16 protein-coding genes are annotated in these 13,922 nt (G+C 56.4%); 9 read left to right on the forward strand and 7 right to left on the reverse strand.

Going from position 1 to position 13,922, the window contains the following annotated elements; all coding sequences use genetic code 11:
• Nucleotides 1-28: 28 nt before the first annotated feature.
• On the forward strand, nucleotides 29-514 hold the full coding sequence (locus AVCG78_RS20640; RefSeq protein ID WP_071207366.1) for a hypothetical protein: 486 nt from the start codon (nucleotides 29-31) through the stop codon (nucleotides 512-514).
• 26 nt (nucleotides 515-540) lie between these two features.
• On the opposite strand, the gene AVCG78_RS20645 is transcribed toward AVCG78_RS20640, so the two are convergent.
• Nucleotides 541-1,251 carry a glutathione binding-like protein gene (locus AVCG78_RS20645; RefSeq protein WP_071207367.1) on the reverse strand — a complete coding sequence of 237 codons (711 nt, stop codon included), beginning with the start codon at nucleotides 1,249-1,251 and terminating at the stop codon, nucleotides 541-543.
• Between the two features lie 166 nt (nucleotides 1,252-1,417).
• On the opposite strand from AVCG78_RS20645, the gene AVCG78_RS20650 reads away from it, so the two are divergent.
• The gene (locus tag AVCG78_RS20650) at nucleotides 1,418-1,864 is read left to right on the forward strand and encodes a DoxX family protein (protein WP_012654098.1); all 447 of its coding nucleotides are present in this window, start codon (nucleotides 1,418-1,420) and stop codon (nucleotides 1,862-1,864) included.
• A 780-nt stretch (nucleotides 1,865-2,644) separates the two neighbouring features.
• On the opposite strand, the gene hisG is transcribed toward AVCG78_RS20650, so the two are convergent.
• The 5 genes from hisG to AVCG78_RS20675 all read right to left on the reverse strand — a co-directional run bounded on the left by hisG (nucleotide 2,645) and on the right by AVCG78_RS20675 (nucleotide 7,741).
• A complete protein-coding gene (hisG, locus tag AVCG78_RS20655; protein WP_071206420.1) occupies nucleotides 2,645-3,337 on the reverse strand; it encodes an ATP phosphoribosyltransferase in 693 nt (230 codons plus the stop codon).
• Complete coding sequence (locus AVCG78_RS20660; RefSeq protein WP_071584397.1) at nucleotides 3,337-4,455, reverse strand: ATP phosphoribosyltransferase regulatory subunit; 1,119 nt, start codon at nucleotides 4,453-4,455, stop codon at nucleotides 3,337-3,339. The genes hisG and AVCG78_RS20660 overlap by 1 nt, the downstream gene beginning before the upstream one ends.
• A 196-nt stretch (nucleotides 4,456-4,651) precedes the next feature.
• Nucleotides 4,652-5,176 (reverse strand): hypothetical protein, encoded by a 525-nt coding sequence (locus AVCG78_RS20665; protein ID WP_139191547.1) that lies wholly within the window; start codon nucleotides 5,174-5,176, stop codon nucleotides 4,652-4,654.
• A gap of 73 nt (nucleotides 5,177-5,249) precedes the next feature.
• Nucleotides 5,250-5,714, reverse strand: a complete 465-nt coding sequence (locus AVCG78_RS20670) for a protein kinase (protein WP_156601660.1) — start codon at nucleotides 5,712-5,714, stop codon at nucleotides 5,250-5,252.
• A 371-nt stretch (nucleotides 5,715-6,085) separates the two neighbouring features.
• A complete protein-coding gene (locus tag AVCG78_RS20675) occupies nucleotides 6,086-7,741 on the reverse strand; it encodes a histidine--tRNA ligase (protein ID WP_071206431.1) in 1,656 nt (551 codons plus the stop codon).
• Nucleotides 7,742-7,853: 112 nt separating this feature from the next.
• Here AVCG78_RS20675 and AVCG78_RS20680 point away from each other — a divergent pair, with 112 nt between their 5' ends.
• The 5 genes from AVCG78_RS20680 (at nucleotide 7,854) to AVCG78_RS20700 (ending at nucleotide 11,402) form a co-directional block, all read left to right on the forward strand.
• Complete coding sequence (locus AVCG78_RS20680) at nucleotides 7,854-8,618, forward strand: hypothetical protein (protein ID WP_071206433.1); 765 nt, start codon at nucleotides 7,854-7,856, stop codon at nucleotides 8,616-8,618.
• A 37-nt stretch (nucleotides 8,619-8,655) separates the two neighbouring features.
• A complete protein-coding gene (locus AVCG78_RS20685) occupies nucleotides 8,656-9,765 on the forward strand; it encodes a glycosyltransferase family 4 protein (RefSeq protein ID WP_071206435.1) in 1,110 nt (369 codons plus the stop codon).
• 44 nt (nucleotides 9,766-9,809) lie between these two features.
• A complete protein-coding gene (locus tag AVCG78_RS20690; RefSeq protein WP_041698590.1) occupies nucleotides 9,810-10,193 on the forward strand; it encodes a hypothetical protein in 384 nt (127 codons plus the stop codon).
• Between the two features lie 71 nt (nucleotides 10,194-10,264).
• Nucleotides 10,265-10,630 carry a CopM family metallochaperone gene (gene copM / locus AVCG78_RS20695; RefSeq protein WP_071206436.1) on the forward strand — a complete coding sequence of 122 codons (366 nt, stop codon included), beginning with the start codon at nucleotides 10,265-10,267 and terminating at the stop codon, nucleotides 10,628-10,630.
• Between the two features lie 70 nt (nucleotides 10,631-10,700).
• Nucleotides 10,701-11,402 (forward strand): HAD family hydrolase, encoded by a 702-nt coding sequence (locus tag AVCG78_RS20700; RefSeq protein WP_071206439.1) that lies wholly within the window; start codon nucleotides 10,701-10,703, stop codon nucleotides 11,400-11,402.
• A gap of 3 nt (nucleotides 11,403-11,405) precedes the next feature.
• Here AVCG78_RS20700 and AVCG78_RS20705 read toward each other — a convergent pair whose 3' ends face one another.
• Complete coding sequence (locus tag AVCG78_RS20705; protein WP_071206441.1) at nucleotides 11,406-12,038, reverse strand: DNA-3-methyladenine glycosylase I; 633 nt, start codon at nucleotides 12,036-12,038, stop codon at nucleotides 11,406-11,408.
• A gap of 193 nt (nucleotides 12,039-12,231) precedes the next feature.
• On the opposite strand from AVCG78_RS20705, the gene AVCG78_RS20710 reads away from it, so the two are divergent.
• Together AVCG78_RS20710 and AVCG78_RS20715 are read left to right on the forward strand one after the other, a co-directional pair.
• Nucleotides 12,232-13,032, forward strand: coding sequence for a L,D-transpeptidase (locus tag AVCG78_RS20710; RefSeq protein ID WP_071206443.1), 801 nt, complete (start codon nucleotides 12,232-12,234; stop codon nucleotides 13,030-13,032).
• 127 nt (nucleotides 13,033-13,159) lie between these two features.
• On the forward strand, nucleotides 13,160-13,858 hold the full coding sequence (locus AVCG78_RS20715; protein WP_071206445.1) for a L,D-transpeptidase: 699 nt from the start codon (nucleotides 13,160-13,162) through the stop codon (nucleotides 13,856-13,858).
• The last annotated feature ends 64 nt before the right edge of the window (nucleotides 13,859-13,922 follow it).

Below are 13,922 nucleotides of genomic sequence, written 5' to 3' on the forward strand. Positions count from 1 at the left end.
TTGCTGGGTCCTGTCTGGAGGGCGGGCGATGATAAACCGATTTGTATTGATCGTGAATGAAGCCGTGGTGATTTTGGCCTGCCTGACACCAGGGGCTGAGGCCATGGATCGTTATTATTGCGCGGTGGATGATGGCCAACTGAAATTGTCGATAGAGGCCGCTTTCAAGGAAGAGCCAGGCTGGCCGCTGGGAAATCTTCGCGGTGTCATGGTGTTCAAGCCGGGGCAGGGCGTGTCGGGCGAGGATAGGACAGTGACCGGCGCGGTTCGGCTTGCCATGGCTGACATGGTGCAATCCAGACGTGACGATCGGAGCTTTCAGCTTAGCACCTCCTCCACCTCAGGCGACGGTGGGGAAATGATGAGTGTCGACATAGTGTTGAAGGCCAGCGTGCAGGGAGAGGATATCAACCGTTTTGCCGGCAGCTACGCCGTGACGGTGCGACCGCAAGGCAACACCCATCCCGCTGCCGCAGTGGAGCGGGATGGTGCGTTGAATTGCAAGCGTTTCTGATCAGGTCAGCTCGATCAAGATGAGCCTCACACTGGGCGCGGAGGAATATTCAGACCCTTTTGGCTGGCGGGACGGGCTTCGCCGCGAGCGGCCCAATCCATGACGGCGGGATAATTGGAGAGACCAATGACCTCGGCGGCTTCATAACCAGCGGTAATGCACCGCACCCACGGCCAGGTGGCGATATCGGCAATGCTGTACTCGTCACCGGCAAGCCAGGGACGATGCGCAAGCTCGGCTTCGAGTACGGACAGCAAGCGACGGGTTTCGTCGCGATAACGCTCCGTCGGGTAGGAGTTGTTGGCGACCTTATCGGCGGCATATTTGTGGAAATGGCCGAACTGGCCAAACATCGGCCCGACGCCGCCCATCTGGAAGAACAGCCATTGCAGGACGCTGTAGCGGCTGGGGCCGTCCTTTGGCAAAAGCCGTCCGGTCTTTTCGGCCAGATAGACCAGAATCGCACCCGATTCAAACACGCCGATCGGTTTTCCATCCGGTCCATGCGGGTCGAGGATAGCCGGGATGCGGCCATTCGGATTGAGCGAGACGAATTCTGGCGACTTCTGCGAATTGTCGGAAAACGTCACCAGATGCGCCTCATAGGGCAGTTCCAGTTCTTCCAGCGCAATCGATACCTTGACGCCATTTGGTGTCGGCAGCGAATAGAGCTGAATGATCTCTGGATTTTGGGCAGGCCAGCGCTGGGTGATCGGGAAGGAAGAAAGGTCAGTCATGACAATATCCTAATGAATGCCAGGGTGTCGAAGGTGGTCGTTGTTCTCAAATTGTGAACGATACGTCAATTATTGTCCACCTATCTGAAACAGTAGAGATGTGGGAAAACGGCTTCACAGTTTTCTAACCAATTTGCGTCCCGCAGTCATCACACTGGAGCCTTCCATGTCAAATACCAATAACGCGATCCTTCTGCTCGCCAGAATTCTTCTCTCCTTCATCTTCATTCTGTCTGGCTTTGGCAAACTGACCGATCCGGCTTCCACGGCCGGCATGATCACGGGCGCTGGACTGCCTGCTGCGACGGCTCTGGCCTATCTGGCCGGTGCGTTTGAGTTGATCACCGGTCTTTCCGTCCTCGTCGGCTTTCAGACGAAGATCGTCGGCTGGGCCTTGGCGCTGTTTTGCATCTTCACCGGCGCTGTCTTCCATAGCGGCACGGTTGCCGTTCCCGGCTGGCCGGATGCAGCACTGGGCTGGATCAACACGCTGAACGGCATCATGATGATGAAGAACTTCACCCTTGCTGGCGCTTATATCCTGCTGGCAACGGTTGGAGCAGGCGCCTACTCGCTCGACGCCCGTCGCGGTGGTAAGCTGGCTCTTGCCTGATATGCAGGTGGCTATTCAATATAGCCGATAAAAGTTTCCTGTATCGAGCGGCTCTTTAAAGCCGGGATAAATACAAAGGCCCGCCGGAGCGATCCGACGGGCTTTTTGCTTTGAACGGCATGCTGTTATGGATCACGGTCATCGGCTGGTCATTTGTCAGGGAAAGGAACCCCTGTTTTCCCTGACAAACTCTAAACAGCCTTAGCCACCGTGAGGGCCGGAGCAAACCTTGGTGAACGGATTGCAGACCCCTGCGTTTGCTATGGTGAGTGTTTCACCGGTACCCAAGAACAGCGAGATAATAAGAAGTGCCTTCATGTGATATTTCATCATTACCCCCAGATATGATTGAAATAATAATCACGGAGACAATATAAAAATATTTTTTATAGCGCATCCGTGGCAATCAGTTAGGTGTTTGTTTTGCGATAAGTCAATTATTTTTTATGAGCATAAAATCATTAAATGATATTTTCTATATAAGTTAATACAAAAAATGTCGTAAAAACGATATTTTAAATCAATTTAAGAGCTGACATGCGCCATAAAAAATTTTAAATAAAAATCATAATAAATCATAAAAAAATAAATAGTTACCAAAAATACACTGCCTGCGCGCCTTTGTTTTCGAAAAAATACTTATATATAAATTTCTATTTATTGAGATGGAATGGTCCCAAAGAAAAAGCCCAGCGTCTATTTAGACCCTGGGCTTTTACGTCATTATTGAATTTGGGAAGTGTAGGAAGCGGTCTGCTACATTATGTCTGCTCTGATAATTCAGAGTGCGCTTCTGACCGCGTCGATGATTCTGGCGATCTGGGCATTGCCTTCATGCTCAGGTTTGCGGGCGCGGACCAGGCAGGCCTGCGAACGCAGAATGACCCCATCACCCAGCACTTTCAGGTGGTTGGCCTTCAGCGTCGAGCCGGTGGAGGTGATATCAACGATTATGTCGGCCTGGCCAGCGGCGGGCGCGCCTTCGGTGGCGCCGAGGCTTTCGACGATCCGGTAAAGCTGGATACCATGTTGACGGGAGAAGAACTGCTGGGTCAGGCGCCAGTATTTGGTGGCTATCGCCAATCTTCGGCCATGGCGGGCGCGAAATTCCTGCGCCACATCCCCCAGATCAGCCATGCTGTCCACGTCCAGCCAGATATCCGGCACGGCGACCACCACATCGGCATGGCCAAAGCCGAGCCGTGCGGCGATTTCCACCCGCTTGTCGGCATCCGCCAGCTCTTCACGGATCAAATCTTCACCGGTGACGCCGAAATCGACGGTTCCATTGCCGATTTCGCGGGAAATTTCCGAGGCGGAAAGATAGGCAATCTCGATATCCTCGCCTTCGACCCGGCCGCGATAGGAGCGGTCATTGCCGACAGCGGTAATGGTCAGCCCTGCACGGGCAAAAATCGCCGAGGCGTCTTCCTTCATCCGGCCCTTGGAGGGCAATCCGATGGTAATGGTCATCAGCGCGCCCTCGCCAGTTCGATGCGGTCCAGCCACAGTGAGAAGCCGACGGCGGGAATGGTGTGTTTTGCACCGAGAAGCGTCAACAAACGGTCGAACCGTCCGCCACCGGCCAAAACGGCGGGTTCGCCGGAAAGCGCCACTTCAAACACCAGACCGGTGTAATAATCCAGCGGCCTGCCAAAGGCGGCGCGATAGGTGATCCGGGAGAGATCGACGCCAAGGTCGGCCAGTGCGGCGATCCTTGCCTCAAATCCGTCAAGAGCCGCACCCAGCGACAGACCCGCGGCATCAGCAAAGCCCGCCAAGGCTGCGGCGGCTTCGCTCAGCGGCAATTCCAGCGACAGGAACTCGCGCAGCAGCAACAGGGCCGCGCCATCCAGCCGGGTTTCCGCCAGCGCCAGCTTTTCCTTCAGCCGAGCGGCAATTTCGCGCGGGCTGCGGCTGGCATTGGTGGAATAGCCGGTGTCTTCCATGGTCCGGTCGAGATGGGCGATCAGCCCTGTTTCGTCGCCTGACGATAGCAGCGCTTCCACAGCGGGATCGAGACCATGCGCCGTTTGCGGGCTGGCCAGGGTTTTCAACAATTGATCGAGATGGGTGCTGTCGCCAAACGCCTGGATCAGCCGTCTTTGCCAACCGGAGGGTAGACCCAGTGTCTTGACCACCGCCTCAAACACCGCCTGATCGCCGAGCATCACGGTCAGAGGCCGTCCGGGCAGCAGCTTGTGCAGAATGCCGATGGCATCATTAATGGCGCGGGCATCGGCGCGGGCCGTGGCTGGCTCGCCAAGATCTTCAATACCGGCCTGATAGAATTCATTGCCGCCTTCGCGACGCTGACGAAACACTTCACCCAGATAGGCGTAGCGTTTTGGCGTGCCGGTGGCGTTTTCGATATGGCTGAGACAGACGGGAATGGTGAATTCCGGTCGCAGACACAGGCTTTCGCCAGTCTCGCTTTCGGTAAGGAAAATTCGGCGGCGCAGATCCTCGCCCGCCATATCCAGAAACGGCTCGGCGGGCTGGATAACCGGGGTATCGACCCTTGCTGCGCCACGCGCGGCAAAATCATCAAGAAGAGCGCCGGCGAAATCCGGCATGTTTATCAGAGGCATTGACTATCCCGGTCAGTTACGCATGCATTCGGGATAATCCGAACACCACCCTTTGACTGTTATGTCAATGATGGGTCTGGCTATGCTGCCATTTTTTATAGGCCAGCAGGCCCCCGGCCAGAACCAGCAGGCCAAGCGGCATGACAGTGTAGATCTGCTCAAAACTTGTCACTGTTTCATCTCCAGAATAGAGAACCTACCAGTTTGGCAGGGAAAAGTGGACCCCGGTTTTCCCGAAAAGACAAACGATAACAAAAGAATCGATCGTCTCTGAGGTTCGGAAAGCATAGTACACGCCGCAAATGTTTTTCGGCTTCGCCGCCCCCTCATCCGGCTGCCGCCACCTTCTCCCCGATGGGGAGAAGAGACCTGCGGCATCCTTGTGCCTTCTCCGCGCAGCAAAAGCGGTTTCCCGCAGCCTCACGATGAGGCTCAGTGCTGTCGTGTTGACCTCTTCTCCCCAGCGGGGAGAAGTCCCCGGCAGGGGGATGAGGGGGGGGCGAAGCCAATTCATCAAGTGACGTCGTGTTGCCAGAAAAATCCAGAAGACGAAGCCGAGTAACGGTAATTTATGGTCGCCATTCGGCGAAAGACTGCTGGCGGCTATCGGTGCGGCCACGCCGACCGTAAGGGAAACGGTGGACAGCCGGTCGAACCATGAGGCTTCGAGCTTTTTCATCTCGTTCCACTGTGAAACGGGAATGGGCGCGCTGTGTTGCAAAGCTGTCTCCGTGGCCTGCACCGCTGCTTCACTCTATCTTAGCTTGAACAGACAGTCACCACATTGCCTCCCGTCAATCCTCAGTTTGACGACCGTCTTGCTGCTGGGTCTGGTGTTGTCTCAGGAATTGCCGCACGCGCTCAAGGGCGTCAGCCGGATCGGACCGGCGGTGGTATTCTTCGAGAATGATCTGTTCGATCTGCTGACGGATGGTCCGACGTCCCAGTTCTTCGCTATCGGGCAGGGTACGGTTCTGTGGCAGCAGGGCGTGGCGGGCTTCCTCCAACCGGGTTTGAAGATTCGTTGCCGCGTCGAGAATGGTGACGTCGATGATCTCCGCCGAGTCTTCCGGGCGCTGTGGCGGTTGGTAAATTGCGGCTTGGGGTGGGTTTCCCGGTCTCTCCCGCCTGTAGCGCAGCAGCAGGGCCAACACGCTGATCGCAAAAACCGGCGGTGTCACGATGACCAGCGCCTTGATCCAGTCGGATGAGGATTGCCACGTATCGAAAAGATCGGCCCAGAGGTTGTAATCGGCCATTGTCCATTGCCTCCCACGCTTGAAAACCAAGCGATCGCCAGAGAACGGTCTCTGGCGATCGGGGAGGTAGAAAAGCCGCAAGAAGAACGACCGCCCTGGCCTTTAAGCCGAAGCTCTGGACATACGCCAAGGCCTCCCCGACCATAGAAGGATGGAGAGTGGACCATATAGACATAGCCCACCGCCTCAGCCACAAACCTATGGCTGAGGGGTGTCTTTATAACGACCGACACGGGCCGCTTCTCGAGGAGTTTCTACGCTCCGGGATCGGTGCGTTACAACCGATCCTGAATTGGTTCTAGCGTATAAAGAGTGGAGGGGGAAGGGGGCGTTATAGGGCGTAATATTCTCTTTTACGTCCTTCGAAAACCCTACTTCGCCCGCGCCCGATCTTCCGCCTGGGCGGCCAAAATCTCTTTCACCTTGGCAACAAGCTCTGCTTCCGGCACGACAATTTGCGCCACGCGGGCTTCGCGCCATTCGGTGTTGTCGGTGATCTCGCCCGACAGACGCTTGCCTTCGATCAGGTCCTTGATTTGCACCACGCCCTGTTCGCGCTCATCGCCGCCTTGAATGATGGCGATGGGAGAGCCGCGACGGTCGGCATATTTCAGCTGATTGCCGAATTTCTTCCAATTGCCCTGATACATCTCAGCGCGAATGCCTTCATTGCGAAGCGCCTGGGTAAAGCGCTGATAGCGCCCCATACTCTCCACATCGCCATCCATGACCGTGATCAGAACCGGCGCGATTACTTCGTTAGCGCCCAGCTTGCCCAGGTTCTTCAAGGCCGTCATCAGGCGAGAGACGCCAATGGAAAAGCCGGTGGCCGGAACGGGCTGGCCCATGAAGCGCGACACAAGCCCATCGTAGCGACCACCGCCGCCGACTGAGCCGAACACGACCTTTTCGCCTTTTTCGTTGGTGACGTCGAAGGTGAGTTCGGCTTCGTAGACCGGGCCCGTGTAGTATTCGAGGCCTCGGACGCATGAGAGGTCTATTTTGATGCGATCAGATCCATAACCGGCAGATCGAACAAGATTGCTGATATCAAAAATATCGACCATATGACGGAAGTCAACTTCGGTTCCGTCACGAGGATCCGATAATAATATCATTATGGGTAGAAGCCAATCCAACTCACCAGATCGTACTTCTTCCTCATTGAAGATTGGTTTTTCGTCTCTTTTGAAATCAGCAAAAAACTCCACTCGTGATTTCGGCCATGAGATGGTCTCTTGGCCTATCATGATCTTAAGTGGCTCTTCATTTTGACTGATTACAACCGGCTGTTCAAAAAGCCTGTATAATGTTTTAGCTTGATCCGTGGATAGATCCGCTCCTTTTGTGAAATCGCCGCTTTCGTCGCGACGACCTGATGTCAGAAGCTGAAACACACCCTCCCAGCCAAATTTATCGAACTTATCTAAGCTTCTTAGAACATTGAGTTTCTGACTGTCGTTTATTCCTCCTGCTTTGAGGATGGCGTCCAATAACGCCCTGCTGTTTACCCGGATCACGTAATCGCCGCGCTGGATACCCAGCGCTTCCAGCGTATCGGCCATCATCATGCACATTTCGGCATCGGCCTGCACGCCCGGCGCGCCAACGCTGTCGGCATCGAACTGCATGAACTGGCGGAAGCGGCCCGGACCCGGCTTTTCATTGCGGAACACATAGCCGGCGCGGTAGGTGCGGTAGGGCAGCTGGATCTCGTTGAAATTTTCGGCGACATGCCGGGCCAGAGGCGCGGTCAGGTCGTAGCGCAGGCTCATCCACTGCTCGTCATCGTCCTGAAGCGAGAACACGCCTTCGTTGGGGCGGTCGCTGTCGGGCAGGAATTTGCCGAGTGCATCGGTATATTCAAATAGCGGCGTCTCAATGGGATCGAAGCCGTAGCGCTCATAGACTTCGCGGATTTTCGCGGTCATCTCGTTGACGGCGCGGATATCATGGGCTTCCCGATCCACAAAACCACGCGGCAGGCGGGCTCTCAGTTTCTGGGGCTTTTTGGTCTTTTCGCTCATGATCGGCACCGAATGCTAGGGGAGTGTGTGTTGCGGCTGTCTTAGTGGATGACGCCCTGAGCGGCAAGGCCGAAGGCTGGTTTCGGCCCGACGCCGATGCTATAGGCCGGGAATGATCCTCGAAGCGCTGAATTACGCGGCAACATGGTGGGTGACGTCGAAAGCGCATCGGCCTTATATCCGCTATTCCATCAATCTCTGGTCGCGCGCCCGCCGCTGTGCCAGCGATTGGGCCGAGCATGAGCGCAATTGCAAGCGGGCGGTTCTGCATGCGGCAAAGCCGATCATGCCGCGCCGAACGGTTGTCGTGCTTGGCTCCGGCCTGCTGCGCGATGTGCCTGTTTTGGAGTTGTCGCGGGCCTTCGATACGGTCGTGTTGGTGGATCTGGTGCATGTTGCCAGCGTGCGGGCCTGGGTGGCGATGAAGGGGCTGAAAAACGTCCGCTTTATAGAGCGCGATCTTTCCGGCTACGATGCACTGAAACAGGGAGAGGTGCCGGAACCGCTGGATTTCCTGCGCCGCGTTCCCTGGCTTGATCTGGTGGTCTCGGCCAATGTTCTTTCCCAGATCGGCATGGGCGCGAAAAAGCGGCTGGCCGGGGAGGCGGCGGGGGCAATGCCCGGGGATAGCGTGACCCGGCTGATCCGCGCCCATCTTGACGGGTTGGCGCAATTGCCCGCCCGCACCTGTTTGCTCACGGATATTTCCTTTTCCGTCATCGACCGCAATGGCGTTTTACGCGAGGAAACCGATCTTCTGGCGGGCGTTGCGCCGCCTGAAGCAGAGCAGGTTTGGGATTGGCCCGTCGTGCCGTTGGGGGAAGAGAGCAAGGACTACCGGATTCTCCATAAGGTCATATATGCTTCCTCAGGTTGATTCGAATTATTGCTGACATGAGCCATTTGGGGGTTGCATGAATTTTCTGTTTCTCGATACGGGTGGCATCGATTACGATCCGGAAACGCCTCTGCAAAAGCCACTCGGCGGCACGCAATCTGCCATTGCCTTTCTTTCCGAGGAATTGGTCAAGGCTGGCGCCACGGTGACCCTGATGAACAATCCAAGCCACGAGCGGGTGGTAAAGGGCGTTCGGCTGGTTGAAAGCAGCACCATCGGACGTGAGGGCTTCGGCCAGTTCGATATCGTCGTCGTGGTATCGGTGGCGATGGGCATTAAATTTCGTCAGGTCGTGCCGAAAAATGTTCCGATGGTGCTTTATTGCCATCACGCTGCAAACCAGGGTGCCGTTGCGAGCTTACGAAATGTCGATGAGCAGGCCGTCTGGGATGCCTTTGTCATGGTCAGTAATTGGCAGGTGAATGAGTACGCTACCGCCTTCGGTATTGACACGAGGCGGGCCACGGTGATTGGAAACGCCGTCTCTCCGGCTTTTCTGGAACATCCCTTGCAGCCGGCATGGTTTGAGACTGGCGCTCCTCCCGTCTTGACCTACAGCAGCACGCCCTTTCGTGGATTGGAGGTTCTGTTGCTAGCGTTTCCATCCATTCGTGCCCGGGTGCCAGGAGCGGAGCTGAAAGTCTTCTCAGGCATGAAGATTTATGCGCCTGAAAAACAGCACGACCCCCATGTCTATCTCTATGAGGTGGCGCGCAATCTGAGGGGGGTGAGCTATTATGAATCGGTTTCGCAAAAAGAGCTGGCTGAAGTCATGAGAGATGTCGCGGCTCTCGCATATCCATCAACATTCAAGGAAACCTTTTGCATCACCGCGGTCGAAGCCTTGGCAAGTGGGGCGGATGTGCTGACAACACGGCTTGGTGCACTGCCGGAAGTGTTGGAAGGGATTGGCCAGTTTATGGATATGGCACCATCCTACCATGAACTCGCGCACACCTATATCGAGTTTGCCAGCGAGGCGCTGCTTGCGATGAAGCGAGATCCGGCTGCGGCTGCGGCGCGGCGTCAGGAGCGGACGGAGCATGTCAGGACGCACTTCACCTGGGCGCGCCGGGCGCAGCAATGGCTGGATCTGGCAGGCCAAATCAAAGGCCGAAAAGGCTGAGTGAAAACGCTTGCCTCGTGAGGTTATCGGCATACACTACCATCATGGCTCTCGTTCTTCGCCTCATGCTGGTTGTTGCCGCTCTGGCTTATGCTGCCATGCCCGTCAGCGGCATGGCTGCCACTGGCGGTATGGTTTCGCCGATGACGATGCACGGTGCCGAAACACACCAAGGCCATGATTCGATGCCGACTGCATCGCCATTTCACGCAGCAAGTCCATCTGAGCATGTCCACAAGATGGATCGTAACTGTCCCGACCAGCACCAGGCAATGGGGTGTGGCCATTGCGCGGCCTGCGTGAGCCTGCTTGCGGATTTTTCCACTCTTTTGGGCAAGCCAATGGTGGGGGATGCGCCGTTGCCGTCATCTGCTCCTCGGCTGCTGTCGCTTGCCCCTCTGCCCTTGGTGCCCCCGCCTCGTTTCTGATGGATGAAAGAGCCCTGAATCCGGGAAAAGCCGGATTTCGACTGACTTGTCATCATCAGAAAGGGACCGTCATGGTCAAAACCCTTATTCTCGCCGCAAGCCTGTTGCTTGCCAGCACTGCCGCTTATGCGGACGACACTATGAAAGGCATGGACCATTCCATGCCCTCGACCACGTTGAACGCGCCATCCAGCAAGGCGTTTTCTGCCGCCAATGCCAGGATGCACAAGGCCATGGCCATGCCGATGACCGGCAATGCCGATGTGGATTTCGTGCGCGGAATGATTGTCCACCATCAGGGCGCTATCGACATGGCCAAGGTGGAGTTGCAATATGGCAAGGACGAAAATATCCGCACGCTGGCCGAAGAGATCATCAAGGCGCAGCAGGGCGAAATTGCCATGATGCAGCAATGGCTTGAGATGCACGGCAAATAAGCCACCGCGGCTGTCTCAAGTATTGGATGCGCTTGAGGCAGCCGTGCCGCTGCCTTGCTTGGAGGAGAACATGACGCGGGCGCTGACCACCATTGGCCTCGATGCCGACGATACCCTGTGGCAGAACGAGCAATTCTACCGGCTGACGGAAGAGCATTTCCGGTCGCTACTGGCCGATTACGCCGAGCCGTCGATGATTTCGGAGCGCCTTCTGGACGCGGAAAAGCGGAATCTGGCCCATTACGGTTTCGGCATCAAAGGTTTTACCCTGTCGATGATTGAGACCGCGCTGGAAATTACCGAGGGAAGGGCACCCGGCGCGGTGATCGGCGAGATTTTGGCGATTGGCCGTGATCTTCTCAGCCATCCCGTGGAAACGCTGCCCGGTGTGCGCGATGTGCTGGAAGCCTTGGCGGGGCGATATTTTCTGGTGATGATTACCAAGGGCGACCTGTTCGACCAGGAGCGCAAACTGGCGCAATCCGGGCTTGGCGACTTTTTCGACGCGGTGGAAATCGTCTCCGACAAAAACGCCACCACCTATCGGCGGCTTTTTTCAAAGCATGGTGATGAGCCGGAACGCGCGATGATGGTCGGCAATTCATTGAAATCCGACATCGTACCATCGCTGGCGGTCGGGGCCTGGGGTGTGTTCGTGCCCCATGAACTGACCTGGGTTTTTGAGCATGTGGAAAAGCCTGCCGATGCACCGCGCTTTCGAGAATTACCTGAGATCAGCGCCTTGCCGGAACTGGTGGCTTCGATAGGCTGAGGGCTAGGTGGGCCGAATAAACATAGCCTTCAACTGCTCCACTGTATCCCGGCAAACACACCCTTCCAGGTGATCGTTGACCAGTCCCATCGCCTGCATGAAGGCATAGACGGTGGTAGGGCCGACAAAACTCCAGCCGCGCTTTTTCAATTCTTTCGACAGCCGGATAGAGGTGGGCGAGGTGGGGTTGGCGCGCAGCGTCGCATAATCCATTTTTGCCGGGCGTTCTTCGGGGCCAGGCTCAAAACGCCAGAAATAAGCGGCGAGGGAGCCGAACTCCGCCTGCAAGTCCAAGGCCCGTTGGGCATTGTTGATGGTGGAAACGATCTTGCCGCGATGGCGTACGATGCCGGTATCGGCAAGGCAACGGGCAATGTCCGCATCATCGAACAGCGCTACTTTTGCAAAGTCGAAACCGGCAAAGGCGGCGCGAAAATTCTCGCGCTTGCGCAGAATGGTCAGCCAGGACAGGCCGGATTGAAAGCCTTCCAGGCAGATTTTCTCGAACAGGCGGTGGTCGTCGGTAACAGGGCGACCCCATTCCTCGTCATGATAGCGACGGTAATCCGCAAGCCCCCCGTGCCAGAAACAGCGCAACACGCCTTCTTCGTCGGCAATCAATCCCGCCCTATCCATTCCCGCTCCCCTTGTTCGATTTTTTGTTTACTCTTTGTTCACTGTCTTTTCAAACGAAATACTAACCCTGACAAAAGCTTTCGTGCTTGAGGGCAATTTGAATGAAGGCGCGTTTACCATTTCCACAAGCGGCGGTGGCAGGTTGATCCCAACGGACTGTGGGTCCTGATGGTTTAAAAAATGGGTTTAGCCGATGCTGCCACCGCGTTTTCTCCTGAAAGCCAGTCTTGCCTTGACACTGGCGCTCACCTTGCCAACCATAACCGGGCAGGCCGTGGCGCAGGATCGCTATCAAATCCGGCCACCGGTTGTCGTCAGCCCGGACCTCGCAGCGCCATGGCTATTACAATTGGGTGTGCGGGCTGAGCCACCAGCCGTCAATCCGAGCAGGCCTTCTGCCGCCCAGCCGGTTTACTATCGCCCGGTGACCAAGCCGGTTCCGCAGCCATATCGTCAGCCTGCCGCTTCTGCCGCGCCGCTGCGCCCTGCGCTTCAACAGGCCTCGGCCATGCCCGCGCCCAGGCAGATGTCGGCGACGCCCGCGCAATTCCTGCCGCAGGTTGTCGCTTACCAGACCAGAGAAAAGCCGGGTACGCTGGTGATCGATACGAATAATCGTTTTCTCTATCTGGTGATGGACGGAGGAATGGCCCGCCGCTATGGCGTTGGCGTCGGCAAGCCCGGTTTTGAATGGGCGGGCGAGCACAAGGTGACCCGCAAGACAGAGTGGCCGGAATGGATTCCGCCGCAGGAAATGATCGCGCGCGAAGCTGCCAAGGGCCATTATCTGCCAGCCCGCATGCAGGGTGGGCCGGAAAATCCATTGGGCGCACGGGCGCTTTATCTTGGCTCGACCCTTTACCGTATTCACGGGACCAACGCGCCGTGGACAATCGGTTATGGCGTGTCTTCCGGCTGCATCCGCATGCGTAACCAGGATGTAACGGATCTCTATGGCCGCGTACCCGTGGGTACGAAAGTCATCGTGATGTGACCAGAGGCAGGCTGCTGATTTCAAGTCACACTCTTGTCACTTTTTTGACAAAATCGACGGGAGACGGCTTGCAACATTGCTAAGCTTGGATAGTTTTACTCGAACTGTTTGGAGAGGGAAATTGCCTATGCGGATGAGGGGAACGGGTGTGGCGATGGCCGCATTGATGATAGCAGCACTGGCCTTGCCAGCTTCAGGCTCGGCAGCAGCACCGAGAGCGGACGATCCGGCCAACTCGACGGCCAGCAGCGTTGTAACACCGCAGATGATGAAGCGGGAGGTTCCCGATAAATTCAAGCGGCGGCTGGTGCGGCTCAAAACCGATGAGGCGCCAGGTACTGTTATCATCGATACCAATAACAAGTTCCTCTATCTCGTCGAGGGCAATAACCGGGCGATCCGCTACGGCGTCGGCGTCGGGCGCGAGGGTTTCGGTTGGTCGGGTGTCGTCAATATCGGTCGCAAGGTGGAATGGCCAAGCTGGCGTCCGCCGGAAGAAATGCGTGTGCGGGAAGCGCGTCGCGGTCATATCCTCCCCGTCGTGCAGGAAGGAGGACCGGATAATCCGCTCGGTGCGCGCGCCATGTATCTCTACAAGGGCAATCGCGATACGATTTTTCGCATTCATGGCACCAATCAGCCATGGTCAATCGGGCTGAACCTGTCCTCGGGTTGCATCCGTATGAACAACAAGGATGTCGAGGATCTCTATGCCCGCGCCGAAATCGGTAGCAAAGTTATCGTGGTCGGTCCTGGCAATAAGCAGGGCGAAGTGAGTTTCGATGACCGTGGTATCGACCTGCTGCGGACGATCTTCGGCGGCTGATGCCGGGTTTTCGCTGTCGAGAAATTTCGAATATCTCACATGCATCAAAGGCTTGAGATATTCG

Origin of the sequence: Gillisella vitis, from assembly GCF_021559775.1 — a bacterium.
GTDB lineage: Bacteria > Pseudomonadota > Alphaproteobacteria > Rhizobiales > Rhizobiaceae > Allorhizobium > Allorhizobium ampelinum.

Excerpts from the sequence above, each read along its gene's own strand:
- copM (WP_071206436.1), top strand. The coding sequence starts at position 10,265 with ATGGTCAAAACCCTTATTCTCGCCGCAAGCCTGTTGCTTGCCAGCACT.
- AVCG78_RS20640 (WP_071207366.1), top strand. The coding sequence starts at position 29 with ATGATAAACCGATTTGTATTGATCGTGAATGAAGCCGTGGTGATTTTG.
- hisG (WP_071206420.1), bottom strand. The coding sequence starts at position 3,337 with ATGACCATTACCATCGGATTGCCCTCCAAGGGCCGGATGAAGGAAGAC.
- AVCG78_RS20680 (WP_071206433.1), top strand. The coding sequence starts at position 7,854 with ATGATCCTCGAAGCGCTGAATTACGCGGCAACATGGTGGGTGACGTCG.
- AVCG78_RS20690 (WP_041698590.1), top strand. The coding sequence starts at position 9,810 with ATGGCTCTCGTTCTTCGCCTCATGCTGGTTGTTGCCGCTCTGGCTTAT.
- AVCG78_RS20685 (WP_071206435.1), top strand. The coding sequence starts at position 8,656 with ATGAATTTTCTGTTTCTCGATACGGGTGGCATCGATTACGATCCGGAA.
- AVCG78_RS20670 (WP_156601660.1), bottom strand. The coding sequence starts at position 5,714 with ATGGCCGATTACAACCTCTGGGCCGATCTTTTCGATACGTGGCAATCC.
- AVCG78_RS20710 (WP_071206443.1), top strand. The coding sequence starts at position 12,232 with ATGCTGCCACCGCGTTTTCTCCTGAAAGCCAGTCTTGCCTTGACACTG.
- AVCG78_RS20660 (WP_071584397.1), bottom strand. The coding sequence starts at position 4,455 with ATGCCTCTGATAAACATGCCGGATTTCGCCGGCGCTCTTCTTGATGAT.
- AVCG78_RS20645 (WP_071207367.1), bottom strand. The coding sequence starts at position 1,251 with ATGACTGACCTTTCTTCCTTCCCGATCACCCAGCGCTGGCCTGCCCAA.
- AVCG78_RS20700 (WP_071206439.1), top strand. The coding sequence starts at position 10,701 with ATGACGCGGGCGCTGACCACCATTGGCCTCGATGCCGACGATACCCTG.
- AVCG78_RS20715 (WP_071206445.1), top strand. The coding sequence starts at position 13,160 with ATGCGGATGAGGGGAACGGGTGTGGCGATGGCCGCATTGATGATAGCA.
- AVCG78_RS20650 (WP_012654098.1), top strand. The coding sequence starts at position 1,418 with ATGTCAAATACCAATAACGCGATCCTTCTGCTCGCCAGAATTCTTCTC.
- AVCG78_RS20705 (WP_071206441.1), bottom strand. The coding sequence starts at position 12,038 with ATGGATAGGGCGGGATTGATTGCCGACGAAGAAGGCGTGTTGCGCTGT.
- AVCG78_RS20675 (WP_071206431.1), bottom strand. The coding sequence starts at position 7,741 with ATGAGCGAAAAGACCAAAAAGCCCCAGAAACTGAGAGCCCGCCTGCCG.